Here is a 26,237-nt window from a genome sequence, read left to right as displayed (position 1 = left end):
TTGACACTTGATAATAAAATGAATAAAAAGAACAAAATGACCAAAAAACGGTGATTCATTGACAATAAAATAACAACAAAATACAATTAAATCATAGCTATCGAAATTATTTAATCTGGAGGGAGAACAATGATCAGAAATAGAATTTTAGCAGTTGGTATGTCATTATGTCTAGTTGCAGGATTATTTGTTGGATGTGGTTCAAAGGAAAATAACACAGCTAAGAATAATAAAGCAACAACTGAAGCATCAAGTAAGGAAGCTAAGTATGCAGATGGAATATACTTTGCTCAAGAGGAAAATTTTGCTGAAAAATCAGGTTGGAAATATGTTGTAACACTAGAGGTTAAAGACGGAAAAATCGTTTCAGCTGATTGGAATGGAGCTCACAAAAATGGAGGGGCTGATAAGAAAACTCAATCTAAAGCTGGAAATTACAAAATGGCTAATGCACAAGCAGAGTGGCATGAGCAAGCTGAAAAGGTTGAAGCTTATTTAATTGAAAAGCAAGATCCATCAGATATTAAAATTGCAGAGGATGGAAAAACAGATGCTATCTCAGGTGCATCAATAACGGTTAAACCTTTCTTTGAATTAGCGAAGAAAGCTCTTAACAATGGAGTAGTTGGAAAAGGTGAATTCAAAGATGGGACATACCATGCTGAGGCAGCAGATTTTGCTGATAATGGATGGAAAGAGACAGTTGATATAACTGTTATTAATGGTAACATCGTTGCAGCTAACTGGAATGCTGTACACAAAGATGGTGGAGATGATAAGAAAGCTCAATCTGTAAGTGGTGCTTATGGAATGGTAGAAAAAGCTAAAGCACAAGCAGAGTGGCATGAGCAAGCTGCAAAAGCTGAAGCTTACTTAATTGAAAAACAAGATCCAACAGATATTAAAATTGAAGATGATGGAAAAACTGATGCAATCACAGGTGTTTCTATTCATGTAAGCAGTTTCTTCAAATTAGCTGAAGAAGCATTAGCAGATGCAAAATAATGTAGATTAATATAATAAATAAAAATAGCCTAGAATTCTAGGCTATTTTTATTTATTAATTTAGATTACAAAGAATTTCATCTAACTGACATAGGACAAAGTCAACATCATCTTCATTTATAACTAAAGGTGGTTGAAAGGCAAGGACATTTCTACCCAGTCCATTTTTCCCTAGTAGAATGCCTCTATCCTTTAACTCTTCCAATATTACATCAGTTTCTTCAGTTGCTGGTTCACCATTATCCCTTAATAACTCAGCTCCTAACATTAAACCAAGGCCTCTAATATCTGATATTATTGGATGTTTTTCTTTAAGATTTAGAAGTCCATTTTTAAGCTTTTCACCTAACTTCTCTGCAACTTCACATAGGTTGTACTTCTCTATATAGTCAAGTACTGCAATAGCCGTACTAGATGCTACAGGGTTACCACCTAATGTAGATGCAGAAGGTTTAGTAAAGGCAGAAGCAATTTCATCATTAGCACAGAATGCAGAGATCGGCATTCCATTACCTAGTGCTTTAGCCATAGTGATTATATCAGGTACTACATCATAATTTTCTATGGCAAACATCTTACCTGTTCTAGCAAAACCTGTTTGTACTTCATCAACTATCATTAAAATATTATGTTTTTCAAGTAATAATTTTAACTCTTTGAAATACCATTTTGGAGGAGTTATTATACCGCCATTCCCTTGAATAGGTTCTACTATTAACGCTGCAAAGTTTTCAGCACCTTTGCTATCAATCACATTTTCAATCTCTTCCAGAGAAACTCTGGCAGCTTCATCAAGCAATTTGTTCTTATCATATGCATTAGGAACAATTGTAACTGAATCATCAAGTGATGGATCAACTCTCCACATTGGAATAGCAGTAGCACTCATTGTTAAATAAGTTCTACCATGGAGACTATTGCTCAGTGAGATGATTCCATGCTTTCCAGTATAAAGTCTTGCAAGTAAAATAGCACCTTCATTGGCTTCTGAACCTGTACAACAGAAAAATGAATGTTTTATATCACCAGGCAAAACATGAGATAACTTTTCAGCAAGGTCAACTATTGGTTGATTTAGATAAATGGTAGTTGTATGTTGAAGAGTTTTCATTTGGGCAATGGAAGCTTCTAGAATTTCTGGATTACAGTGTCCACAATTCATAACGGAAACACCTGCAAAGAAATCTAAATATTTATTTCCTTCTGAATCAAATAAGTATTGCATCTCTCCCCTTACAATTTGAGGGGGATTTTTATAAAAATGATGTGAGCAAGGGAATAAAAATTCTTTTTTCTTTTCAATTATTTTTTGAGGCCCTATATAATTACTCATATCTATTTCTCCTTTATGGTTAATTTAATTAAACTGAAAAGCACCTAAAGTAAATCCACCATAATTAGGGGAAAGTGAATTAAATAATGGAATACACTTTTCAAAATTATCAATAGCTTGTCTATATACATTTAAAATACTTCTTAAATTGTCTAAGGAATAATGGAATCCTTCTATTCTGAAACTTCTAACACCCATATGGTTTAGTTCCTTTAAGAAAGGCAGATAACAGAGTTCTTTGTATAGTAACATATGATTTCTACCAAAGTTATCTCTATATACAGGATGTTCATATCCTTTATCATCTCTTAAAACTAATACATTATTGTTATAATACTTGTTGTCTTCAGTTTTTGTTGGCTCTAAAACTTCTGTATTTTCAAATAAATCATGATCCATATACATCACCACTGGAGAACCATGTACTATGACTTCTATAGGTAGTGTGGATTTAGTTATGGTTTCTTTTGCATCATTTAAAGGAGCTTCTACAGATAAAGATGCAGAAGATAAGCCTTGGTTTTTATAGAATAAAGCTGCTTCATGATTATATATATTTAATGAATAATCACCAACTAGCTCAAGTCCTAAGTGTTTAAATTTTTCTATAGCACCTAAGTTAGTAACAAGTAAACCATCTATTCCTAAATTGTTTTCATTTAACAATTGAGCGTATCTTGAGAAATCATCCTCAAACATCATTCTAGGCAAAGCAAGATATATTTTGGTGTCTTTTTTATGTTTAGTTATCTCAAGTATTTCGCTTTTACTAAAAGGCGTATTAGGTTCAAAGACCTCACCTGATAGATATATAATATCAGCCCCTTCTTCAAGGGCAACTTTAGCTTGATCATAGGAACTTACCTTTACGCTTAAATTAGCTTTATGAGAGGCTGAATTAATACCCTCTGACAGATTGCTTTTTATTTCTTTAATTCTATCATCACGAAGTTCTATTTCTTCAATTGGCTTACTGAAAACTCTTCCGTGGCTATAGAATTTCCCTGTTCCTTCGTAACGTCTATTTATATTGGACAGTCCTGGAATTCCAAAAGCACTGCATGTAGATAAGTCTCTTTTACGATTTTCGTAAATAGCTTTAGAATCTTTTTTTCTATCATAGGATAGAGGATCTTCTATATATCTATCTATTGAGTCACTATAATAGTTGATTAATTTAACCAAGTAATCTGAATCTCTCATTCTTCCTTCAATCTTAAAAGAAACTATACCAGCATGTATCATTTCAGGCAGATGTTCATACATAGACATATCTTTAACTGCCATTGGAAATTCAGTAGGATAAACATAGCCATCTTTCTTTATTGTAAAATTCCAACGACATGGTTTCATACATAATCCACGGTTGCTGCTCTTTCCAAAAATCATACCACTGTATAAGCACTGAGCACCATGAGCTACACACATATCACCATGAGTAAAGTATTCGAATTCCATATTAGATTGGTTATGTAAAGAGCGTATGGTTTTTAAATCCATATCTCTAGAAAGAACAACTCTAGATACTCCTAAATTCTTTAAAACATTTATTGTTTCCAGGTTATGCACATTCATCATTACAGATGAATGTAATTCTAGTTTTAAGTTTAGACGATTTACTAATTCTATAATACTCATATCCTGAACAATTAAAGCATCTGGTTGAACTTCTTCTAAAAATTTTAAATATTCTTCAGCATCATTTAAATCCTGATGGCTTAATAGATTATTCACTGTTATGTAAACTTTTTTATTCAAAGAATGGGCTATTTCAATAGCTTTTTTTATCTCATCATTTGAGAAATTGTAATCTTTTCTATGCATACGCATATTTAAAATTTTACCACCGAAGTATACTGCATCAGCACCGCTATGTATTATCTTCTCAAAAATTTCATAGGTCCCCGCAGGGGCTAATAATTCTATTTCTTTACCATTAAAAAATCTACTCATGAGAACCCCCTTATTGTTTCTAAAGAATAATTATATCTTTAATTTCATTAATTTTGTTTTCAAATAATTACTTTATTAATGGAGAATTGAGAATGTAGAATGGAGAATGATGGACATTTCTCTCCGAGAAATTTTAAATATTTTTTCTTTAGACAAAACGTGTTTACTCGTTTCAGTGAGCTGAAACATTTTACTTTAAATATAATGTTTTATTTTAAGATAAAATGTAGGTTCTGACCTTGGGGTCAGAACCATCCATCGTTTTCCATTGTCCACTGTTATAGGTTTTTGTTTTATTTAACGAATTTATCAGTAGATAATTCTTTTAAAGTATAGTCATTCGTAGTTAATTCTTTTGATTTAAGCCAAGTTAATACTTCTTCTAATTCTTTTTCTGAAGGCATAGAAGCTTCAGTGTAATTAGGAAGAGTTAATGTATCTTTAATGTTCTTTGGAAAACCAGCTTCTTCAATAACAAAGTCAATATAGTTCTCAATTTTTTCTTCTTTTAAGTAGTTAACAGCTTTGTTGTAAGCTCTATAAAGTGCTTTGATCTCGTTTGTTTTTGAGTCTATTGCATCACTTGTAAATAACATTATTCCAGGGTTTACACCTAGTTCATCTGAACTGTTTATGATAGAACCACCAGCTGTTACTGCAAGGCTGGCAAGGGGTTCTGGTAGTGTAGCCATGTCCAATTTCCCGTTATTAAGCATTTCTAATCTAGTAGGTATCTTTGGGATTGCTACTTTTTCAGGTGCATTTACGTCAACATTTGAAATCTCCATGATTCTATCAGTTAAGTATTCTATAATAGTATTTTTTGATATTCCTATGGATTTTCCTTCTACTTGATTAATATTAGATATTCCTGAATCTTTTCCAGCGATTAATTTGAAACTACCCTCTGTTTTTGAAGTAATCTTAACATCAAAATCATTATCATTAAAGAATACAACAGCAAGCATATCTGATATAGCACCATCAAGTTTTTTTGTTTGTAGAGCTGTATCTCTGTCCATTGCGCTTTTAAAATGTTCTATAGTAACCGCAATACCTTCTTCTTTAAAGTATCCATTATGTTCTGCAATAATGAATGGAATAGAATCTAAATCAGGCATTACTCCTATAGTTAAAGGCTTTAGAGGGGTAGAAGCTACCTCTTTAGTATTTTTATTTGTGCATCCTAATAGAGAAATACTTATGATTAATATTAAAGCAATTAATAAATTCTTTCTTTTCATTGTGTACACACTCCTGTTAATTTTTATGTATTAAGGCATATCAAAAAAATAAACTAGTCATATGACTTGTTTATTTTTTCAATGTTTCTAATTTAAAATTATCATCAGTAATCCTAAAATTACTTTCAATACCAGAGGTAATAAAAATCTCATTATTTTTAGTTACAAATATTGCATCAACACCTTCTAAGGTTTCAATTAACTTATGTCCTTCTTCAACATCCATAGAGAATACTGAAGTAGAAAGACCATCTCCATCAATTGATTTATCGGATATAATTGATACACTTGCTAATGAATTTTCAACAGGATATCCAGTGAAAGGATTTAATATGTGATGATATCTTATACCTTCTTTTTCTAAGTATCTTTCATATATTCCTGAAGTTACCACTGATTTATTTTTCACCTGAATTATGCCAAGATGTTCTCCGCGATCAGAAAAGGGATTTTGTATTCCTATTTTCCAAGGATTAGAGTTAGGTTTTACCCCCATGGCATAAATGTTACCACCTAGACTAATAATAGCGCTGCTAATATTTTTTGATTCTAAATATTTTATAATTTCATCTGCAGCGTAACCCTTTGCAATGGCTCCTAAATCGAGCATCATATCATAATTTTTAAGTTTTACGCTTTGATTTGATTCATCTAATAATATGTTTTTATAATTAATTTTTTTTATAGTGTTATCTATCTCAGTTTGGCTAGGTACACGAGCATTTTCAGAACCTATGTCCCATAACTTTACTAAAGGGCCAATACTGATATCAAATACACCGTTAGATAAAGAAGAGTAGTACTTACCCCTATTTATTACATAAAAGGTTTCAGGAGAAACTTTCACTTCAGCACTACCTGAATTAGCATTGATTTTAGTTATTTCACTATCATTTAAATTTAAACTCATTTTATTTTCAATGGAATTTAGTATTTCAAAAACATCTTCAAATACATCATCAGATACTGGTTCGTATATGTTAATATCTATTACAGTTCCCATAAAAAAAGCTGTTTTAGATATTGGCAGATTTATTGGTTCTTTACTTTGCTTCTGAGAGGAATCAGATGTTGTGAATTTTAAAATTACAATTAAAACAGTTATGATTAATAGAAAAATAATTTTTTTTGAGTGCTTTATCATAGGGACTCTCCTTTCAAATCTGATAAACAGAAATATATTTTTAATTATATGAAAAATGGTAATAGAAAATAAAAATGAATCATAGGAATGGATAATTTTTAAAGAGAGGTCTCTTTGAATAAATGAAATGCAATAATGAAGTGATTATAACATTGATTATGATTAAAGTAAATAATTTATTCCTGTGAACTAAATTAACAAAATATAATAATAATGACCAAAAGAGTGGCTTGTATGGACATATGAGCAGGGTATGATAAAATTTTAACTAAGGTAAAGAAATATGAAAATTGAATAATAATGGATGTAATTAATAATTGTTTTAATGGAAATGATGTTATGTAAAATTAGAGAAATAATTGTTACCAGATGGGGGGACAAGATATGAATCCTAAGAAGAAAATAGTGGTATTAGGCGGTGGATATGGTGGTGTATTAACCGCTAAAAAACTTGCCAAAAAGCTTAAGAAAGAGAAAGATATTGAAATAACACTTATAGACAAGAAACCTTATCATACACTGCTTACTGAGCTTCATGAAGTTGCTGCAAATAGAGTATCAGAAGACTCTATTAAAATTGATCTTAAAAAAATATTTGCAAAGAGAAATGTAAATGTTGTGCTTGATGAGATAACAGATCTTGATTTTGATAATAAGGTATTAAAATCAGATAAGAATTCTTATGAATATGATTATTTAGTAATCGGTACAGGGTGTCAACCAACTTACTTTGGAATACCTGGAGCAGAGGAATATTCTCGTAAGCTGTGGTCATATGAAGATGCAGTTGAGCTAAAAGAACATATTCTTCATATGTTTAGAGAAGCTGTGAAAGAACCTAATAAAGAAAAGAGACAGAAAATGTTAACTTTCGTTGTAGTAGGTGGAGGATTCACAGGAATAGAGATGATAGGTGAATTAGGTGAGTGGAAGGATAGACTTTGCAAAGATTTCTGCGTACCTAGAGAAGAAGTAAAGTTATATGTAGTAGATGCTATGCCAAAGATATTACCTATATTCCCTGATAAGTTGATTAGAAAAGTTGAAAATAGACTTAGAAAATTAGATGTACAAGTAGTTACTAATGCAGGAATAACAGAGGTATCTAAGAACTCTGTTACCTTAGGAGATAAGGGTACAATAAAAACAAAAACTGTAATCTGGGCAGCTGGTGTTGAAGGTTCAGATATAGTTGGTAAGATGGATTTAGAACAGACGGGTAGAAAAAGAATAGTTACAAATGATAAGCTTCAGTCTTTAGAACATGAGAATGTTTATGTTGTTGGAGATAATATTTTCTATATTCCAGAAGGGGAAGAAAGACCTGTCCCTCAGATGGTAGAGAATGCTGAGAGTTCAGCTCCACTAGTAGCTCATAATATTTATAGTGATATAAAAGGTGGAGAAAAGAAATCCTACAAACCAGCCTTCCATGGTGCAATGGTTTGTGTAGGAGGAAAATATGCTGTAGCTCATTTAGGTATGCCAGGGAAATTCTTTGGATTATCTGGTTTCTTCGCAGCATTTGTAAAGCATTTTATTAACTTAGTATACTTCTTCCAAGTTGCTGGATTTAATAAATGTTGGTCGTATATTATTCATGAATTTTTCCACATTAAAGATAGAAGAAGTTTTGTTGGAGGACATTTTTCAAAGGCATCTCCAAACTTCTGGCTAGTACCATTGAGGATTTTTGTTGGGTATAAATGGCTCCATGAAGGAATTGAAAAATTAGAAAAAATAATAGATGATCCTTCAAAGATATTCTTGATACCTGCACCACCAGCGGTTGATGGAACAACAGCAGCAACTGCTGCTGCTCAAGCAGCAGAAAAGGTAGTAGAGGCAACAACTTCAGCATCGACAGCTGCTGCAGGAGGAGCAACTGAAGCTGTTTCACAATGGGGAGCGGCACTGCCTGTACCAGAATTTATTGAAAATATTGTTAAATGGTCAATGGATGCATTCTTCTATAATGGAGAAGGTGGTTATACTTTCTTAGCAAAGGTATTCCAGACTGGAATGGTAATTGGTGAGATTGTAGTAGGACTACTGTTAATTGCAGGGTTGTTTACTGCACTTGCTTCAATAATTTCATTGGTAATGGGTATGATGATATGGTCATCGGGAATGGCTCCAGCTGAAATGTTATGGTATATGGGTGCTGCAATTGCACTTATAGGTGGTTCAGGAAGTACATTTGGATTAGATTACTATGTATTACCTGTTCTGAAAAAGTGGTGGAAGAACATTGGGTTCGTTAAAAAATCATATTTATATGTAGATTAAAATTAGAATAAAAATTTCCCAAATGTCCTTTTATATAAATAAAAGGACATTTGATATATTTGTACATATATTTTGTAAAATTTTGAATTATTTGATTGATAAGTTCTAATATTATGATTTAATATAAGTATGGAAAATTATGTTGAGATAACTTCTATATACCTCTTTTCTTTTGAATAAATTTTTATTATAGTGTTATTGAGAGTTATTATCAATCAAATGAAAGAAATTCAATATAAAATAATTAAACAAGGTGATAAAATGAATAGGTTTTGGAAAGAATACCCTCAAATAGAACAAGAATTAGAAAATGTAACTAATATTATGAAGGCTAATATAAAGTCTAGAGAAACTGAATTTACTAAAGCAATATCTCCTTTAATTGATGCAGGTGGAAAAATGTTAAGACCAGCATTTTTAGTATTATCAGCAAAATTTGGTGAGTATGAACATGAAAAGATGCAGAATTTAGCAGCAACTATTGAGATGATGCATACAGCAACATTGGTACATGATGACATTGTGGATGAATCTAAACTAAGAAGGGGTTTGGAAACAATACAATCTAAGTATGGAAAAGAATATGCAGTTTATATTGGAGATTTTTTATTCTGCCAGTGTTTTATTATGCTATCTGAATATAACTATTCACCAGAGAATTTAAAAAATATATCAAAGGCAATATCTAAGATATGTATGGGTGAGATAGTTCAATACAATCTCAGGTATTCTAAGAGTACAAGCGTAAGAAAATATCTTAAAATTATATCTGGAAAGACTGCAGCATTGTTTGCTATTAGTTTTTATACTGGAGCAAATGAAGCAGGATGTGATGATAAAATCTCAAAATTACTTGGTAAAATTGGATATCATATTGGTATGGCATTTCAGATAATGGATGACATACTTGATTTTAGAGGTAATGATAAGAAACTAGGTAAAGGAGCTCAAAGGGATCTTATAAGTGGTTATTACACACTGCCACTTTTATATGCTATGGGTGAGGATAAGGAAAATAAAATCGCAGATATTTTGGACAACTCTTCCTTAAGTGAAGGGGATGTGAAAGACTTGATTGAATTGGTTAAAGAATATAAGGGGATAGAAAAGGCTAGAGAATTAGCTGATAAATATACAAAGAAAGCATTTGATAATATAGATAAATTACCTGAATGTGAAAGTAAAAAAATAATTAAGGATGTAACAGAGAAATTATTGAATAGAAACTTTTAGAATAGAGATTTTACTGTGAGAGAGGGATGAATGTATGGCTTATAAAGATATGCACCAATTTATAGATGATTTGAGAAAAAAGAATCTTCTAGATGAAATTGAAGTTGAAGTTGACAGCAACCTTGAAATAACAGAAATAACTGACAGGGTATCTAAGACGTATGGTAATGCATTGTTATTCAAGAATGTAAAAGGGTCTGATTATCCTGTATTAATTAATTCTTTAGGAACATATGAAAGACTGAACCTTGGACTTAATGTGGAGGACCTTGATGAAATAGCTGATACTATATTAGATTTTATGGATATTACTAATTATGCTACATTGATAAATAAAGTTAAATCAATACCTAAGTTAGCTTGGTTGGCAAGGGTGTTCCCTAAAAAGGTGAAAAAAGGAGCATGTCAAGAAGTAATAGAGGAGCCAGATTTAACAAAACTTCCAATTCTGCAATGTTGGCCACAGGATGGTGGTAAATATATTACTCTACCACTTGTGATAACAAAGGATCCAGAAACAGGGCAGCAGAATGTTGGGATGTATAGACTTCAGGTTTATGATGAGAAAACAACAGGGATGCATTGGCATTTACATAAAGATGGTAGAGAAATTTATGAAAAGTATAGAAAGTTAGGGAGGAGAATGCCAGTTTCAGTAGCTTTAGGATGTGATCCTGCTACTATTTATTCTGCAACAGCACCACTTCCAAAGATGATAGATGAGATGATATTTGCTGGATTTTTAAGAAAATCTCCTGTGGATATGGTGAAGTGTGTTACTAATGATATTTATGTGCCTGCCAATGCAGAGTTCATACTTGAGGGGTATGTTGATCTTGATGAAATGAGATTAGAAGGACCTTTTGGTGATCATACGGGATATTATTCACTTGCGGATATGTATCCAGTTTTTCATATAGAAAAAATAACTAGAAAGAAGAATCCTATTTATCCAACAACAATTGTAGGAAAGCCACCTATGGAGGATTGTTATTTAGGAAAAGCCACTGAAAGAATCTTTTTACCATTGATTAAAGTTCAGTGTCCTGAAATAGTAGATATGAATTTCCCATTAGAAGGAGTATTTCATAACTGTGTAATTGTTTCTATAAAGAAAGCATATCCAAAGCATGCTCAAAAGATAATGAATGCACTTTGGGGTATGGGACAAATGATGTACACTAAGATGATAATAGTGGTAGATGAGAATATAAACCCTCATGATTTATCAACTGTAGCATGGAAGATATTCAATAATATTGATGCCAAAAGAGATTTAGTAATCTCTGAAGGACCGTTGGATGCTTTAGATCATGCATCAAATACAGCTTTGTATGGTCATAGATTAGGAATTGATGCTACAAAAAAATGGCCATCAGAAGGGCATACAAGAGAGTGGCCTGATGATATTGAAATGAGTGAAGAAATCAAGGAATTAGTAGATAAGAGGTGGAAAGAATATGGTATTAGAGAAGATTAAGAAATATGGAGAGGTAGTTATGTTCTCTCATACATTATTTTCACTTCCTTTCGCATTAATTGGAATGGTATGGGCGGCAGGAGGGATACCTTCGTATGATACTGTATTTTGGATATTAGTTGCTTTAGTTGGAGGAAGAAATGGAGCTAATGCACTTAATAGAATAGTGGATAAAGATATTGATAAAAAAAATCCAAGGACTGCAAATAGACATTTACCAAGAGGTATTGTAAAGGAATATGAAGTATGGGGAATTGTAATAGTGTGTTTCTCAATTTTTATTTTAGCTGCATATAAGTTAAATACTTTATGTTTTTTATTATCTCCAGCAGCTTTATTTCTATTTATAATTTATTCCTATACTAAAAGGTTTACTTGGGCTTGCCATGTTGTACTTGGGATAGCATGCGCTGGAGCACCAGTTGGAGCTTGGCTCGCAGTTACAGGAGAGTTTGCATTAGCACCGCTTGTTTTAGGCGCTGTTGTAATGTTATGGGTTGCAGGTTTTGATATAATTTACGGAACACAAGATATTCAGTTTGATAGAGCATCGGGATTATTTTCAATTCCAGCAAGGTTTGGATTAAAAGGAGCATTGTACATATCTAGGTTATTTCATTTTATGATGATATTATTACTAATAAGTTTATATTTTCTTATGAATAGAGGGTGGATATATTTAGTGGGAATATTCATTAGTGCTATTCTGTTAGGGGTAGAGCACTACATGGTTTCTCCAGCAAATGAAAAAAAGATGAAGATAGCATCGTATAATATCAATCAGGTTGTAAGTGTTTTAATATTTGCTTTTACTATGATAGATACATTTTTATAAATTTCTTATTAAGTATGAGGTGAAACTTTTGAAAAAATATATTGTTGGAATTACAGGGGCAAGCGGCAGCATATACGGTGTAAGACTTGTTGAAGAATTGATAAAGCAAGGGAATGAAGTTCACTTGGTTATCACAGATAACGGAAGAAAAGTTTTAGAATTTGAGATAGAAGTTGATTTTGAAGATTGGATATATAGTCTTGAGAGGTATGAAGGGCGTCTAGTATTATGTGATATTGATGATATGTTCTCTTCAATAGCCAGTGGATCATTTAGAACTCATGGTATGGTTATAGTTCCATGTTCTATGGGAACTCTTTCAAAAATTAGCTGTGGGGTTACAGATAATCTTTTAATAAGAGCCGCGGATGTTATGATAAAGGAGAAGAGAAATTTAATCCTTGTTCCTAGGGAAACACCATTTAACTCAATTCATCTTAAAAATATGCTTTTTTTAAGTGATTTAAATGTTACAATTTTGCCTCCTATGCCAGCCTTTTATCAGAAGCCAAAAACTATTGAGGATTTAGTGAATATTACTGTAGGAAGAATTCTTTCAAGTTTAAATATAGAAAGCGATTTATATGATGAATGGGGCACAACTAAATAAAATAGGTGATAATGTTATGATAGAAATTAATAATTTATACGTTTCTTATAAAAATAAGGACAAACATATTGATGCTATTGAGAATATCAATTTATCAGTTGATGAAGGAGAAATATGTGTTGTTATTGGTCCATCGGGATGTGGTAAATCTACATTGTTAAAGGTTTTAGCTGGAATTCATAGTGAATATAAAGGTAAAGTCTTAATTAATAAAAATCAAATTAATCCTAAGAATCATAGAATCGGTTTTATACCTCAGAATTATGGATTAGTTAAATGGAAGAGTGTGGAGGAAAACGTATACTTATCAGCTAAAATTAAAGATGGTAAAAACAGCATTGATAAAGGTTTTTATAATAGGATTTTAAAAGAATTGGATATAGATAAATTAGTAAAAAGGTACCCTAAGGAATTAAGTGGGGGACAGATGCAGAGGGTTTCTATTGCAAGAGCTTTATTGATGAAACCTAACTTACTATTAATGGATGAGTCATTCTCTTCTTTAGATGCAATGATTAGGGAAGAAGTACAGGAGTTATTTTTACAGGTATGGAGGGAATATAAGGTTACAACCCTTATGGTAACACATGATATAAGAGAAGCAATTTATTTGGGACAGAAGATAGCTGTAATTTCATCATACCCTGGAAAAGTGGTTCAGGTTATAAAAAATCCTTTGTTTGGTAAAAGAGATATGGAATTTAAGAAAGAATTTATTGATATGAATATTAGACTTAAAAACATTCTCAAAGGAGAGAGATGAGGATGAAAATTAGAGAAAATAAAATAACTAATTTTATTTTAGCATTTATCTTAATTTTTGCTTTGTGGCAAATTCTTGGTATGATTATAAAGAGTCCTATACTTCCCCCGCCTACAAAGATAATCAAGAATATTATAGTATCTTTTCAGAGTCATATTGCAATCCATGCTTTACATAGTTTAAAGAGAATTATAATGGGGTTGATTTTATCTTTATCATTAGGAACTTTATTTGGAGTATTGATGGGGTATTTTAAAAATATTGATTCCATTCTTTCTCCTATCATATATTTTAATTATCCAATTCCAAAGATTGCTTTGCTTCCAATAGTTATGCTTGTATTTGGATTAGGAGACTTAACAAAGATATTTATGATATTCTTAATTACTTTTTTTCAGATTGTAGTGAATATTAGAGATGAGGTTAAGAATATCCCAGAAGAAGTATTTTTTCCTATGTATTCTGTAGGAGCTACTAAGATTGAAATAATAAGAGAGATTATTTTACCAGGAATAGTTCCTGGAATCTTAACATCTTTAAGGATAGGTATTGGAACTTCAATATCAGTACTATTCTTTACTGAAAATTTTGGAACGGAATATGGGATGGGATATTTTATTATGGACTCATGGATGAGGATTAATTATATTCAGATGTATTCTGGAATCTTCATTTTAAGTATTATTGGATTAGTGTTATTCATTTTAATAGATGTTATAGAAAGTATTTGTTGCCCTTGGAGATAAAAAACAAATGAGGAGGGGAATTAAGTGAAAAAGCTTTTAATATTGTTAATGACTATAGGAATAACCATTCAATTAACTGCTTGTGGGGATAAAAAGGTAATTTATAAGCAGGGTGTTTACGAGGGTGTTGGAGAAGGTCATATTGATAAAATAAAGGTTGAAGTTACAACAGATGAATATGAAATTAAAGAAATAAAGATCATAGAAGAAGAAGAAATTCCGTTATTAAGTAAAATTGTGTATGAGGATATTCCTAAAAAAGTAATAAAAGCTAATAGCACTAAGGTTGATACAGTTACTGGAGCTACATATACCAGTAAGGGACTTATTGATGCTATAGAAGATGCGCTTAATAAGGCTATGATTGAGGTGGAAGATTAGTGAAATTACAAAATAGATTGATGATATTCTTTAGCGCAATAATGATTTTGGTAATTGGAAGTATCGGATGTGTTACTTATCATCATATGCAAGTGTCTTTAGAAGAACAGATGGGAAATAATGCAATGGATTTAGCTGTAACTATTTCCTCAATGGATATAATTGAAAAAACTTTAGCCACATCCAAAGAATATGAGGTAGTACAGGAAACTATAGATGACTTTAGTGAAAAAACTAGGTTTCAATATATCATAGTTATGGATATGGAAGGTATTAAGTACTCATATCCCTATGGAAATACCCTAGGGCGAAAATATAATGATGGTGGAGAAGAAAGGGTATTGCAAGAAGGAGAATCTTATGTTTCTAAAGATAGTAATAAATTAATTACAGCAATAAGAGCTTATGCACCAATTTACTATGATGGAGAGCAGGTAGGGGCTGTTGTGGTAGGGCTCTTGACAGATACAGTGTATCAAGAATTGAGAACACAGCTACTATTTTTTAGGATTACAATAGTGGTTGGCATTATAATTGGAATAATAAGTGCGGCGTTATTATCAAACTCAATAAAAAAGACTATATTTGGATTAGAGCCAAAGGAAATTGCACTTTTATTAGGGCAAAGAAACTTGGTGTTACAGAGTTTAAAAGATGGAATTTTGGCTATAGATAATGATGGAAAAATAATGCTTATAAATGATGCTGCAAAGAAAATCTTAGCACTTAAGGATGATGATTTACTTAAAGATATTTCTATATTAAATAAAAATTATACTGAAAGCATGATGGAGGCTTTAAGAAAAAGAGTATCAATATATAATCAGGAAATAAAAATTGGACATGACAAGACACTTGTGTGCAGTCATACTATTTTAAAGAATCATAAGGATGAAACAATAGGTGTAGTTTCAAGTTTTAAAGACTTAACAGAAATTAAGCATATGGCAGAGGAATTAGCAGGTACAAGAAAAATGACTTGTGCTTTAAGAGCGCAAAATCATGAGTTTATGAATAAGTTACATACTATTTCAGGGCTTATTCAACTTGAGGAGTATGATGAAGCTATTGAGTATATTTCAGATATTTCTCATGAAAGACAGGAAGTTTCTAATATATTAAATAAGAAAATAAATAATGTTCATATAGCAGGGTTATTGCTTGCCAAGTATAATAAGGCAACAGAAGCTAAGATATCCATGGAGATTGATCCAAAGTCTAATATGGAGAAGATCCCAGATAGTGTTACAGTTGAGGAAGTGTGTTCTATAGTGGGGAATTTGATTGAGAACTCAATGGATGAATTAGTTAAATATGAAGAAGGTAAAATATTTGTTAAATTAAATTCTGATGAAAATGGATTAAGTATAAGAGTGAAAGACAATGGGCCTGGTATCCCTGAAGATATAAGAGATAAAATATTTGAAAGAGGTTTTACTACAAAATCGGGCAGTAGAGGATTTGGGCTAAGTATTATAAAACAGATAATAGAATATGCTGAGGGGAGTATAGAGATTTCACAAGATAATGGGGCTGTATGGGATATATTTATACCTATGGAAAGGAGTTAGTTTAATGATTAAGGTGCTTATAGTTGAAGATGATCCAATGGTGAGTATGATAAATGAGAGGTTTTTAAAAAAAGTAGAAGGCTTTGAGTTATGTGGAACAGTAAATTCATTAGAGAAGGCAAAAGAGTCTGTGAAAATATGTAAACCAGATTTGATATTATTAGATATTTTTTTCCCACAAGGAAAAGGAACTGACTTATTGAGATGGATACGTACAGAAAATATTAAATGTGATGTTATATTGATTACTGCTGATAGAAATACAGATACTGTGGAGGAAGCATTTAGATATGGCGTAGTAGACTATCTTGTAAAACCTTTTGTTTTCAAGAGATTTAAAGAATCACTTATTCAATTTAAAAATAGAAAGTGTAGTTTTGAAGATAATGACAGTATTGAACAGGAAACTATTGATAAATATATATTGAAAGACAAAAATATTGAACTAGAGAATATAGATGATATTAGTGATATCAAGGGGTTTAATCAGCGTACTTATGAAAAGGTACTAGATGGGATACATGATATGGGTGATAATAATTTTACAGCACAACAAATTGCTGAGAATATTGGGGTTTCTAGAATTACTGCGAGAAGGTATCTTGATTACTTAGAAAAAGAAAAAAAGTTAGAGGTTGAAATGGAGTATGGGAAAGTAGGTAGACCTAAAAATAAATACAAACTTAGAACAGAAGAATAATAATATTATTATGGAGGACAAACTAAATGACATTAAGTAGTTTTTTTAAATTAGTAGAAATTCAGACCAAGCTTGCAAGTTTAATTCCATTTATACTAGGTAATATTTATGCATTATATCATTATAATCAATTCAGTAGTAAAAACTTTATTCTTATGTTTATTTCATTAATAACATTTGATATGGCTACAACCGCTATTAATAATTACTGTGATTTTAAAAGAGCGAAAAAAACTCATGGATATAATTATGAGACACATAATGCCATTGTTAAAGATAATTTAAAAGAAGGAACAGTTATTGGAGTGATAGTTACTCTTTTAATAGTGGCATCAGTATTTGGATTTATATTGTTTATAAATACTAATATTGTGGTACTACTTTTAGGGATGGTATCATTTTTAGTTGGGATTTTATACTCTTTCGGTCCTATACCAATATCAAGAACACCGTTAGGTGAAATTATTTCAGGTCTGTTTATGGGATTTGTAATTGTCTTTTTATCAATATATGTACATGCTGAAAATAGCTTAGTTCTTTTATCTTATGATAATAGCATGTTAATAATTAATATCAACTTATTAGAATTAATATATATTTTCATGTTTTCATTACCTACAGTAATATGTATTTCAAATATTATGCTTGCCAATAACATTTGCGATATAGAGGATGACAGAGAAAATGAAAGATATACATTACCTATATACATAGGAAAAGAAAGAGCGCTAAAATTATATAAGGTATTATATTATATGATTTATATTGATATTATTCTTTTACTTATGCTAAAAGTAATCCCACTTACCTGTGTAATAACATTACTCACGTTTATTTTAGTAAATAAAAACATAAAAATGTTTTATAATAAGCAAACGAAAAAAGATACTTTTGTTTTGGCTGTTAAAAATCTAATGATTATAAATGTTGTACAGATAGTTTCTATGTTGGCAGGGAATCTTATATTTAAATAAAAGAAATTTTTTATAGAGTAAAAAGATGCAGAGAACAATATAAAAACATAGTTGAAAGTGGACAATTGAAAATTGAAAACGAGGGATATTTCTCTCCGAGAAATTCTAATTGTATTGTTCCTTGGACAGTAAGGATTTACTCGTTTCATTTTAATGAAACATTGTAGTTTAAATATAATATTTTATCCAAAGATAAAATGAGTAAACTTTTGTTGGACTAAAGAACAAGATAATGTAGTTTCTCACGTACGTGAGAAACATCCATCGTTTTCAACTTTCCGTTTTCAATTTTCAACTAAAAAAGGCACGCTAGTGCCTTTTTTAATACTATTTTATATTTTTCCAAAAACTTTTATCTGCTTTACTTTGTGCTTTTTTTAGGGCTTCTTTTTCAGCTTCTGAAGCATTTGGGTTTGTGTCTACTTTACTTTGTAATCTACTTACTTGATCTCTACTCATTTGTATTTTATCCATAAAAATTCTCCTCTCTTGTTTAATAGTTAGTATGTAAATAGTATTAATATTTATGGCTGTTTTATTCATGACTTATATTACATAAAATCAATAATATGTTAAAATATAGATAAAATATATTTAAAGGGGATTTGATTATGAAGGAATCAAACAAAGAGAATAGAAGTAAAGAGGGGGCTGAAAATCAGGAATTAAATGATTATGGTTTAAGATCAATTAATGGAAACGGAATTAAAGAAAGTAGTAAAGATTTTAGAAAATTTGGGGTAATATCAGCTAAAAATGCTATTGAAATTTTATTTTATCTTGGTATATTTCCAATACTTATGAAAGCAATTGCTTATGGAAAAGTTATGTATCTTTCACATATGTATGAAAAAGAAATTTCCTTTATTGAAAATGGTATGAGACATTATACTTATAGAATGGTAAATAATCTACCATTAGGCATTTTCACTGGTATTCTGTATTTTGTTTTTGGAGTGCTTATATGGAAAATCATATGTGAACTTTTAATTATGATATTTAGATGTTTTGAGACATATGTTGAGAAGAATAAGAAAAGATAAAGTTAGTTAGATTAATGGAGTTTAATAGTATGAGTAAATAAAGAGGAGGTGGTTCCTCTTTATTTTAATCTATATAAATAATACACATTATTCTATTTTGGTATAATAAGTTTTTCATATAATTATATGTATAATGAGAAGTAAATCGGCAATAAGCTAGTTACATACATTCTGCTTTATTTATAGTTCATCTTCTCTAATAAAAATGCTCCTAGAGCTTCTATTGCTTCTTTACTTTCAGGAAGATTTGAATCTGCTGCAAAAACGTGGTATTTGTTATCCCAGACAATAAGATTTACTGTAGTGTTATCAAGTGCTACTTTTCTAGCTAGGTTCATTGAATCACTAAGTAAAATCTCACGACCTCCTGTTAAAATCATCATAGGTGGAAAATCTTTGTAATTAGCATAAATAGGAGAAATTAAAGGGTTATTCAATTCTGATTTTCCAGCATAAATTTTTGCTGCTCCTTCTAATTGTTTTTTACTTAATACACTATCGTATTCTTTTAATGTTTCTATTGTATCTCCTTTTAATGTTAAATCAACCCAAGGTGAAAATAATCCGATAGCAGCTGGTAAATCTATTTTTAAATCTTTTAGCTTTAAAACAGTTGATAAAGCAAGTCCTCCACCTGCTGAATCACCTATAATTGCAATGTTATTAGAGCTATATCCTTCTTCTATTAGATATTCATATATATTCACTACATCTTCAAGAGCTTTTGGAAATGGGTTTTCAGGAGCTAGTGCATAATTAACTGATAATACCTTTATCCCTGTAGCATTTGAAAGTTGAACCGGAATAGTACAGTAATTATGTACATTTCCATATATATAACATCCACCATGAAGATATATTATAACCCCTTTATTTTCATTAGAATTTAACGCCTCTATCCAAGCGGCATTCACTCCTTTAATATCTACTTCATTTAACGTATATTCTTGTTTCAACTCTTTTAATAAATTATTTAGATTTTCATCCAAAAAGTTTCTGAAATATCTAATGAAATTACTATCTGAAAAGTCCATATTATTAAAGTTTAGATTTTCTTTACAAACAACTATTTCTCCCGCATCAGTTTTTTTTCTATTTTTTTCTATCATAATCATAACTCCTTTAATTCTAATTTATCTCTTTAAATTATATAATACCATTGTTATTATAGGAATAGGGAACACTTTGAAGTTATATCCATGCGTTCATTCATACGAAACGTGAGACTTACGCTTCATTACTCTATTCATAAAATTGATTCCAAACTTTTATACGAATTTTCTTTAAAAGTTTAGGAAATTCTTTTGAAGTTGCAACGTTTGGCAATATAGTACGGTTTACCATACCACACACTAAACTTTAATAAATTTTACTCAGCATTAACTAGCAACTATATGTATTCATTTTTTACACAATAAAAACACAAAAAGTACACAACCTTGTCCTATCATATAATCATAAATTAATAACGGGGTGATTATATGAGAAATAAAGCTTTTATTGCAGCTGTATTAACATTAGGACTTGGTTTAGGAACGATAGGAATATCTACTCAAGAAAAAGATATTAAAGGGAATAATAAATATAGCAAGATATACAATTTAATTAATGATGTGAAAAGAAATAATATTGAACAAGATAATGAAGACGATTTTCAAGATGATTATGAAGTTATTCCTTTTGATGAGTTCATCGGGGAAGATATAAAATATTTAAATAAAGAGGAAATTAAAAAACTTAAGGAACTTTATGATACTGTTGTAGAATATGAGATTCAGGCATCAAAAGCAAGGGACGAATTTGAAGATTTATTAGAAGAACTAAGTGAAACTAAGGGAATTGAATTAGATAATCAGGATGAAGAATCATGTGGGGAATCATGTGGAATTGATTATGATGAAACTCAAGGAACTGAAGAGGGACAAGATTTTATTGTTAATATCTTAGAAGAAATCAAGGATCAAATTGATTCAGATTTATATGAAAAGATACTCGCTCTTTACGAGAAAGGTGTACAAGCTGAGAATGAAAATAACTATGAAGAAGCTGACAAGGTATGGAATCAAATTGATGAAATATTAAAGGAAAATGGCATTAACTTAGATGAGTTTATTGGTGAAGGGGAAAATGAAGAGATATATGCAGCATTCAATGTTGTGAATGGAAAAATTGAAATTATTAAAGATTCAAATATTAAAAAACCTTCACTATCAGATATGAAAAAATATGATTTGCTTTGGGAAAGAGTAAAGAGACTTGTTCCTAAATCTTATCTAAATAGAATTTCTAAATTTAATATAAATACAGATGGTGAAGGTGGAGTATTAGCTTATGTTTATGGAGTAGATGATAATGGTGAAAAATGGTCTATGTCTATAGATAAAAAAGATGCTATTAATGAAGATGGAAAATTAGATAATAGTGAACTAAATAATACAATTATTCATGAATTTGCTCATATATTAACTTTAAATAATTCTCAAATGAAAAAAGAAATAAATAATGAAAGCAAAACTTATACAACTGATGAAGGTACTACAACTGAAAAAGCGTATTTAAATAAGTTTTATAATAAGTTTTGGAAAAATATTTATAATGAATGGCAAAAGGCACAAGAATCAGAAGATGCACGTGAGGCTTTCTATGATAAATATGAAGAACAATTTGTTTCAGACTATGCACCAACTAATCCAGAAGAAGATATAGCAGAAAGCTTTACTCATTTCGTTACTCAAGACAAGCCTAAAGGAAACTCTGTTAAAGAGAAGAAGATGTTATTCTTCTACGAGTTTGATGAAGCAGTAAAATTAAGAAATGAGATAAGAGAAAACCTTAAAAAGATATCAGCTTTAAAATAATTTTAAAAGCCCTTGGTTAATATAGAGCCAAGGGTTTTCTTTTTTATACAATCAAAGTGCAAAAATATAAAATATACAATTTAGTTAAGTAAGTGATATAATAACCATAATAAAATTTTAGAAAATTATTTATTTTTATTATAGCAAGGGAGGATATATACTACATACTGAACATTTAAATTATGTACAAAAGAATAGGAGGATATATGAAGAGAAAAACAATATTTGTAACATTAGTAGTAGTATTATTAACGGGTATATTTCTCGATACATATTTAAGGATTGAATATGATGCAAGTATATTTGAATACTTACAAAAATCACATAAGCTAACTGAAGAAGAAAGAAAATGGCTAGAGGGGCATGGCAGTATTATCTATGGAGCAGATCAAAACGCACCACCTCTTAGATATGTGGATGAAGAAAGTAAGCAGTATAAAGGAATTGTTGTAGATTATTTAAGAGCATTATCAATTGAACTAGGTGCTGATATAAAGTTTAAACCTTTAATTTGGGAAGAAGCTTTAAAAAGTTTAGCAGAAGGTGAAACAGATATATGTGATATGTATCCATCAGAAAATAGAGAGAAGCTTTATTTGTTTTCAGATCCTATATATAATCAGAAGGCAGTGATTTTAGTATCAAAAGAGGAAAAGGATATTGTTAATTATGTACAATTAAAAGATAAAACTATTGCAGCTCAAAAAGGAGATTATGTTGTTGAGTTTTTAAATTCTGAGGTGAGTAATATTGAGTATAAGCTTACTATTGATTACCAAAATGCAATAATGCTCTTAAAAGAAGGAGAAGTTGATGCTGTTGTAGGAGATGAGCCAGTAATAAGTTATTTTGTTGAAAAACTTGGATTAAAGGATAATTTTAAAATATTAGATAGACCAATTTACGAGAAAGAGAGCGTACTTGCAGTTCCTAAATCTGAGGAGATACTTCTTGAAATAATAAATAAAGGAATTTATAATCTTAATAGAAAGAACACTATGGTTAAGATATATCAAAAATGGTTTGGTGTATCGGCTCCCTTCATTAAAGAAAACATATCAGAAAAAATTACTTTAATAATTTCAATATTCATAACAATAATATTGTTAGCTTCTTATATATTTTATTCATGGAATAAACTTTTAAAAGAAGAGGTTGAAAAGAGAACAGAAGAGCTTAATATTAGCCGAGCTGATCTTCAAACTACCTTTGATGGCTTGACTCATTTGATGATAGTCTTAAATAAAGACTTTAATATTATTAATGTTAATAAATCCTTCTGTAGATTAATTAAACGAAATAAAAAAGAAATAATAGGTAAAAATTGCAGGGATATTTCAAATAATATATATGTAGATGATAATTTAGAAATTATTAAAAAGACTTTTATTAAAGGTAAAAGTTATCAAAATGAGTTTGAGTATAAAGATAGAATATTTGAAATGAGTACATTCCCATTAGAAGATAAGAGTAAAAGAATAGATAGAGTTTTAGTTATGATAAAAGATATTACTAAAGTTAGAATCAGTGAGCAGAAACTTTTACAGTCAAATAAAATGGCAGCAGTAGGTCAATTGGCATCGGGTGTAGCTCATGAGATTAGAAATCCCCTTGGGCTTATTAGAAATTATAGTTATATATTAAAAATGAATAAAAATAAAGATGAAGAAAAAACAAAAAAAGCTATAAGTGTTATTGAATCTTCTGTGAATAAAGCTAGTGATATAATTGATAATTTGCTTAACTTTTCTAGAATATCTAGTAATAAACGGGAAGAAATCAATATAAGAGATTTTATTGAAAGTATCATAAAATTAGAATATAAAGTGATGGAAAGGCAGAATATTAAAGTTGAGGTGGAATGTGATGATAGTATTTTATGCTATCTTAATCAAGAATCACTAAAACATATTTTTATTAATTTAATATCTAATTCTATAGATGCAATGATTAATGGGGGAATACTTAAGATTACATGTAATAAAAAAGATAATGACCTTTTATTTACATGCTCTGATACTGGAAGTGGAATAAGAAAAGAAGATTTAGAAAATATATTTAATCCCTTTTTTACAACTAAAGTACCTGGAAAAGGAACTGGGTTAGGATTATATGTAACATATAATGAAGTGAAAAAACTTGGAGGAGAAATAAGGGTTTCAAGTGAAGTAGGTGAGGGGACAACGTTTTATATCACATTACCCTTAGATGGAGATGATATTAATGAAAAATAATAATAATATCTTTAAAATACTTGTTGTAGATGATGAAAAAGAGTATAGAGAAGTTTTTCAGATGATACTTGAGGAAAATGGTTATATTACAGAAGAGGCTTGTGGTGGTGAAGAGGCATTAGAAAAACTAAAAAAAGAAAGTTATGACCTGATACTAACAGACTTAATTATGAAAGGGATGGATGGAATTGAGCTGTTAAAGAAAATAAAAAAAGAATATGCAGATACAGAAGTTATAATTGCAACTGGTTATGGAACTATTAAAAATGCTGTTGAAGCTATGAAAAAAGGAGCATATACTTATTTTATTAAAGGTCATGATCCAGAAGAACTTTTGATAGAGATAGAAAAACTTAAGAGGTTGGTATGTGTTGAAAAGGAAAATAAAATTTTAAGAAGCCAAAAATCAAATTCATCATTTATGTTAAGTACCAAGAACAAAGAATTTAAAAAAGTTATGAATATTGCAGAAAAGGCTGCAAAAAGCAATGTTAATATATTAATATTAGGAGAATCAGGTGTTGGTAAAGAAGTGTTTGCTAGATATATACATGAATGCAGCGATAGAAAAGATGAACATTTTATAGCTGTTAATTGCCATGCTTTTTCAGAGAGTTTACTTGAATCAGAATTATTTGGTCATGAAAAAGGGGCATTTACTGGCGCTCTTGATAAAAGAATAGGGAGATTTGAAGCAGCACATGGAGGGACATTATTTTTAGATGAGACAGGGGATATATCTTTAAGCACCCAGGTTAAACTGCTAAGAACTATTGAATCAAAGAAAATTGAGAGAATAGGAAGTAATAAATCTATAGATGTTGATTTTAGACTTATTTGTGCAACTAATAAAGATTTACACAAGTCAATAATGTCTGGCGAATTTAGAGAAGATCTATTTTATAGAATAAGTACTATTACAATAGAAATACCTCCATTAAGAGAAAGAAAAGAAGATATTCCTGATTTAATAAACTTTTTCTTTGAAAAATATAAAGTTAAGCTAAAAAAGAATGTAAGTAAAATTGAGAAAGAAGTAATGGATTTTCTTCTTTCTTATGAGTATCCAGGGAATGTAAGGGAATTAAAGAATATAGTAGAGAGGTTAATTGTTTTATCTGAGAAAGGGATTATACAAGAAAGTGATTTACCTGAACATGGAGATAAAAAAGCTTATGAGAAAGAAGTAGAGGCAACTGAAGAAATTAAACCTCTAAAAGTTATAAGGAAGGAAACAGAAGCGAAGTATATTGAAAAAGTACTTGAGCAATGTAACTATAATATAACTGAAGCGGCAAAAAAATTAGATATAAGCAGGAGACAACTGTTTAATAAGATTACTGAATACGAACTTAAATAGGGTGGAAATAAATTTCACACCATGGAAATTTATTTCATAGCAAGGTGGGAAAGAAATTTCACCATTCATTAAAGATAAACATTTCATCATGTTTATCTTTTTTATTTTGTTTAAAAAATTTAACATAAAAAATATAAAATTTACTTATTCTGTGCAAAGTTATTTAAACATAGGCATTAAAGGGGTTTAAGGGTTTTTAATTTATTAAAAAAATATATCTTATGAATAAAAAAATGTCGAAATATAATGTAATTTGAAAAAATGGCATGGAATTTGCTCTATAAATAAGTGAATAAAAAAACTTCCTTTTTATTTTTGTAAATAATATTCATAGGGTTTAAATGCAATTATAAAAGATTTAAATTACTATAACCCTTTAAGAAACAGTACCTCTTATTTAAATATAAAATCACTTTAATGTTTAAACTATTTATGAATCGTATTTTTACAAATATATAAAAAGGAAGCATTTGAAAAAATA

At 30.1% G+C, this 26,237-nt stretch carries 22 protein-coding genes; 16 read left to right on the top strand and 6 right to left on the bottom strand.

The features are described from left to right. Positions 1 to 129: 129 nt before the first annotated feature. Entirely contained in the window at positions 130 to 1,005 is an 876-nt protein-coding gene (locus tag OW730_RS26015; protein ID WP_271226969.1) for an FMN-binding protein, read from the top strand. A 55-nt stretch (positions 1,006 to 1,060) separates the two neighbouring features. Here the strand turns inward: OW730_RS26015 and OW730_RS26010 are convergent, their stop codons facing one another. The 4 genes from OW730_RS26010 to OW730_RS25995 all read right to left on the bottom strand — a co-directional run bounded on the left by OW730_RS26010 (position 1,061) and on the right by OW730_RS25995 (position 6,679). After that, positions 1,061 to 2,338, bottom strand: a complete 1,278-nt coding sequence (locus OW730_RS26010) for an aspartate aminotransferase family protein (protein WP_271226968.1) — start codon at positions 2,336 to 2,338, stop codon at positions 1,061 to 1,063. A 24-nt stretch (positions 2,339 to 2,362) separates the two neighbouring features. Further along, complete coding sequence (locus OW730_RS26005; RefSeq protein ID WP_271226967.1) at positions 2,363 to 4,291, bottom strand: peptidase U32 family protein; 1,929 nt, start codon at positions 4,289 to 4,291, stop codon at positions 2,363 to 2,365. Positions 4,292 to 4,584: 293 nt separating this feature from the next. Next, entirely contained in the window at positions 4,585 to 5,535 is a 951-nt protein-coding gene (locus OW730_RS26000) for an ABC transporter substrate-binding protein (protein ID WP_271226966.1), read from the bottom strand. A 70-nt stretch (positions 5,536 to 5,605) separates the two neighbouring features. Then, on the bottom strand, positions 5,606 to 6,679 hold the full coding sequence (locus OW730_RS25995; protein ID WP_271226965.1) for an FAD:protein FMN transferase: 1,074 nt from the start codon (positions 6,677 to 6,679) through the stop codon (positions 5,606 to 5,608). Between the two features lie 384 nt (positions 6,680 to 7,063). On the opposite strand from OW730_RS25995, the gene OW730_RS25990 reads away from it, so the two are divergent. The 11 genes from OW730_RS25990 to OW730_RS25940 all read left to right on the top strand — a co-directional run bounded on the left by OW730_RS25990 (position 7,064) and on the right by OW730_RS25940 (position 18,261). Further along, positions 7,064 to 8,968: an FAD-dependent oxidoreductase gene (locus OW730_RS25990; protein WP_271226964.1), complete on the top strand. Its 1,905-nt coding sequence runs from the start codon at positions 7,064 to 7,066 to the stop codon at positions 8,966 to 8,968. A gap of 219 nt (positions 8,969 to 9,187) precedes the next feature. Then, positions 9,188 to 10,201, top strand: coding sequence for a polyprenyl synthetase family protein (locus OW730_RS25985; protein ID WP_271226963.1), 1,014 nt, complete (start codon positions 9,188 to 9,190; stop codon positions 10,199 to 10,201). Between the two features lie 34 nt (positions 10,202 to 10,235). Continuing rightward, positions 10,236 to 11,681 carry a menaquinone biosynthesis decarboxylase gene (locus tag OW730_RS25980; RefSeq protein ID WP_271226962.1) on the top strand — a complete coding sequence of 482 codons (1,446 nt, stop codon included), beginning with the start codon at positions 10,236 to 10,238 and terminating at the stop codon, positions 11,679 to 11,681. Continuing rightward, a complete protein-coding gene (locus OW730_RS25975; RefSeq protein ID WP_271226961.1) occupies positions 11,662 to 12,516 on the top strand; it encodes a UbiA-like polyprenyltransferase in 855 nt (284 codons plus the stop codon). The genes OW730_RS25980 and OW730_RS25975 overlap by 20 nt, the downstream gene beginning before the upstream one ends. Before the next feature lie 28 nt (positions 12,517 to 12,544). Next, positions 12,545 to 13,126 (top strand): UbiX family flavin prenyltransferase, encoded by a 582-nt coding sequence (locus OW730_RS25970; protein ID WP_271226960.1) that lies wholly within the window; start codon positions 12,545 to 12,547, stop codon positions 13,124 to 13,126. Positions 13,127 to 13,142: 16 nt separating this feature from the next. After that, on the top strand, positions 13,143 to 13,889 hold the full coding sequence (locus OW730_RS25965; protein ID WP_271226959.1) for an ABC transporter ATP-binding protein: 747 nt from the start codon (positions 13,143 to 13,145) through the stop codon (positions 13,887 to 13,889). Positions 13,890 to 13,891: 2 nt separating this feature from the next. After that, a complete protein-coding gene (locus tag OW730_RS25960; RefSeq protein WP_271226958.1) occupies positions 13,892 to 14,635 on the top strand; it encodes an ABC transporter permease in 744 nt (247 codons plus the stop codon). 24 nt (positions 14,636 to 14,659) lie between these two features. Further along, positions 14,660 to 15,016, top strand: a complete 357-nt coding sequence (locus OW730_RS25955) for an FMN-binding protein (protein WP_271226957.1) — start codon at positions 14,660 to 14,662, stop codon at positions 15,014 to 15,016. Continuing rightward, positions 15,016 to 16,587 carry an ATP-binding protein gene (locus OW730_RS25950; protein ID WP_271226956.1) on the top strand — a complete coding sequence of 524 codons (1,572 nt, stop codon included), beginning with the start codon at positions 15,016 to 15,018 and terminating at the stop codon, positions 16,585 to 16,587. The genes OW730_RS25955 and OW730_RS25950 overlap by 1 nt, the downstream gene beginning before the upstream one ends. A gap of 4 nt (positions 16,588 to 16,591) precedes the next feature. Continuing rightward, positions 16,592 to 17,287, top strand: coding sequence for a response regulator (locus tag OW730_RS25945; protein ID WP_271226955.1), 696 nt, complete (start codon positions 16,592 to 16,594; stop codon positions 17,285 to 17,287). A gap of 26 nt (positions 17,288 to 17,313) precedes the next feature. Next, positions 17,314 to 18,261: a prenyltransferase gene (locus tag OW730_RS25940; RefSeq protein WP_271226954.1), complete on the top strand. Its 948-nt coding sequence runs from the start codon at positions 17,314 to 17,316 to the stop codon at positions 18,259 to 18,261. Positions 18,262 to 18,588: 327 nt separating this feature from the next. On the opposite strand, the gene OW730_RS25935 is transcribed toward OW730_RS25940, so the two are convergent. Beyond that, the gene (locus OW730_RS25935) at positions 18,589 to 18,735 is read right to left on the bottom strand and encodes a hypothetical protein (protein WP_271226953.1); all 147 of its coding nucleotides are present in this window, start codon (positions 18,733 to 18,735) and stop codon (positions 18,589 to 18,591) included. A 137-nt stretch (positions 18,736 to 18,872) separates the two neighbouring features. Here OW730_RS25935 and OW730_RS25930 point away from each other — a divergent pair, with 137 nt between their 5' ends. Continuing rightward, positions 18,873 to 19,304, top strand: a complete 432-nt coding sequence (locus tag OW730_RS25930) for a hypothetical protein (protein ID WP_271226952.1) — start codon at positions 18,873 to 18,875, stop codon at positions 19,302 to 19,304. Between the two features lie 176 nt (positions 19,305 to 19,480). Here the strand turns inward: OW730_RS25930 and OW730_RS25925 are convergent, their stop codons facing one another. After that, a complete protein-coding gene (locus OW730_RS25925; RefSeq protein ID WP_271226951.1) occupies positions 19,481 to 20,413 on the bottom strand; it encodes an alpha/beta hydrolase in 933 nt (310 codons plus the stop codon). A 372-nt stretch (positions 20,414 to 20,785) separates the two neighbouring features. Between OW730_RS25925 and OW730_RS25920 the strand changes: the two genes are divergently transcribed. From OW730_RS25920 to OW730_RS25910, 3 genes are all read left to right on the top strand, one after another. Beyond that, complete coding sequence (locus tag OW730_RS25920; protein ID WP_271226950.1) at positions 20,786 to 22,162, top strand: hypothetical protein; 1,377 nt, start codon at positions 20,786 to 20,788, stop codon at positions 22,160 to 22,162. A gap of 206 nt (positions 22,163 to 22,368) precedes the next feature. Continuing rightward, entirely contained in the window at positions 22,369 to 24,396 is a 2,028-nt protein-coding gene (locus OW730_RS25915; protein ID WP_271226949.1) for a transporter substrate-binding domain-containing protein, read from the top strand. Next, entirely contained in the window at positions 24,386 to 25,756 is a 1,371-nt protein-coding gene (locus tag OW730_RS25910; protein WP_271226948.1) for a sigma-54-dependent transcriptional regulator, read from the top strand. Before OW730_RS25915 ends, OW730_RS25910 begins: the two co-directional genes overlap by 11 nt. Positions 25,757 to 26,237 lie beyond the last annotated feature (481 nt).

Source organism: Oceanirhabdus sp. W0125-5 (assembly GCF_027938815.1).
Classification (GTDB): domain Bacteria; phylum Bacillota; class Clostridia; order Clostridiales; family Clostridiaceae; genus Oceanirhabdus.
This window is presented reverse-complemented; position numbering and strand designations above follow the sequence as displayed.

Excerpts from the sequence above, each read along its gene's own strand:
- OW730_RS25965 (WP_271226959.1), top strand. The coding sequence starts at position 13,143 with ATGATAGAAATTAATAATTTATACGTTTCTTATAAAAATAAGGACAAA.
- OW730_RS25995 (WP_271226965.1), bottom strand. The coding sequence starts at position 6,679 with ATGATAAAGCACTCAAAAAAAATTATTTTTCTATTAATCATAACTGTT.
- OW730_RS25980 (WP_271226962.1), top strand. The coding sequence starts at position 10,236 with ATGGCTTATAAAGATATGCACCAATTTATAGATGATTTGAGAAAAAAG.
- OW730_RS25920 (WP_271226950.1), top strand. The coding sequence starts at position 20,786 with ATGAGAAATAAAGCTTTTATTGCAGCTGTATTAACATTAGGACTTGGT.
- OW730_RS25910 (WP_271226948.1), top strand. The coding sequence starts at position 24,386 with ATGAAAAATAATAATAATATCTTTAAAATACTTGTTGTAGATGATGAA.
- OW730_RS25975 (WP_271226961.1), top strand. The coding sequence starts at position 11,662 with ATGGTATTAGAGAAGATTAAGAAATATGGAGAGGTAGTTATGTTCTCT.
- OW730_RS25945 (WP_271226955.1), top strand. The coding sequence starts at position 16,592 with ATGATTAAGGTGCTTATAGTTGAAGATGATCCAATGGTGAGTATGATA.
- OW730_RS26010 (WP_271226968.1), bottom strand. The coding sequence starts at position 2,338 with ATGAGTAATTATATAGGGCCTCAAAAAATAATTGAAAAGAAAAAAGAA.
- OW730_RS25935 (WP_271226953.1), bottom strand. The coding sequence starts at position 18,735 with ATGGATAAAATACAAATGAGTAGAGATCAAGTAAGTAGATTACAAAGT.
- OW730_RS25930 (WP_271226952.1), top strand. The coding sequence starts at position 18,873 with ATGAAGGAATCAAACAAAGAGAATAGAAGTAAAGAGGGGGCTGAAAAT.
- OW730_RS26005 (WP_271226967.1), bottom strand. The coding sequence starts at position 4,291 with ATGAGTAGATTTTTTAATGGTAAAGAAATAGAATTATTAGCCCCTGCG.
- OW730_RS25915 (WP_271226949.1), top strand. The coding sequence starts at position 22,369 with ATGAAGAGAAAAACAATATTTGTAACATTAGTAGTAGTATTATTAACG.
- OW730_RS26015 (WP_271226969.1), top strand. The coding sequence starts at position 130 with ATGATCAGAAATAGAATTTTAGCAGTTGGTATGTCATTATGTCTAGTT.
- OW730_RS25940 (WP_271226954.1), top strand. The coding sequence starts at position 17,314 with ATGACATTAAGTAGTTTTTTTAAATTAGTAGAAATTCAGACCAAGCTT.
- OW730_RS25960 (WP_271226958.1), top strand. The coding sequence starts at position 13,892 with ATGAAAATTAGAGAAAATAAAATAACTAATTTTATTTTAGCATTTATC.
- OW730_RS25990 (WP_271226964.1), top strand. The coding sequence starts at position 7,064 with ATGAATCCTAAGAAGAAAATAGTGGTATTAGGCGGTGGATATGGTGGT.
- OW730_RS26000 (WP_271226966.1), bottom strand. The coding sequence starts at position 5,535 with ATGAAAAGAAAGAATTTATTAATTGCTTTAATATTAATCATAAGTATT.
- OW730_RS25985 (WP_271226963.1), top strand. The coding sequence starts at position 9,188 with ATGAAAGAAATTCAATATAAAATAATTAAACAAGGTGATAAAATGAAT.
- OW730_RS25925 (WP_271226951.1), bottom strand. The coding sequence starts at position 20,413 with ATGATAGAAAAAAATAGAAAAAAAACTGATGCGGGAGAAATAGTTGTT.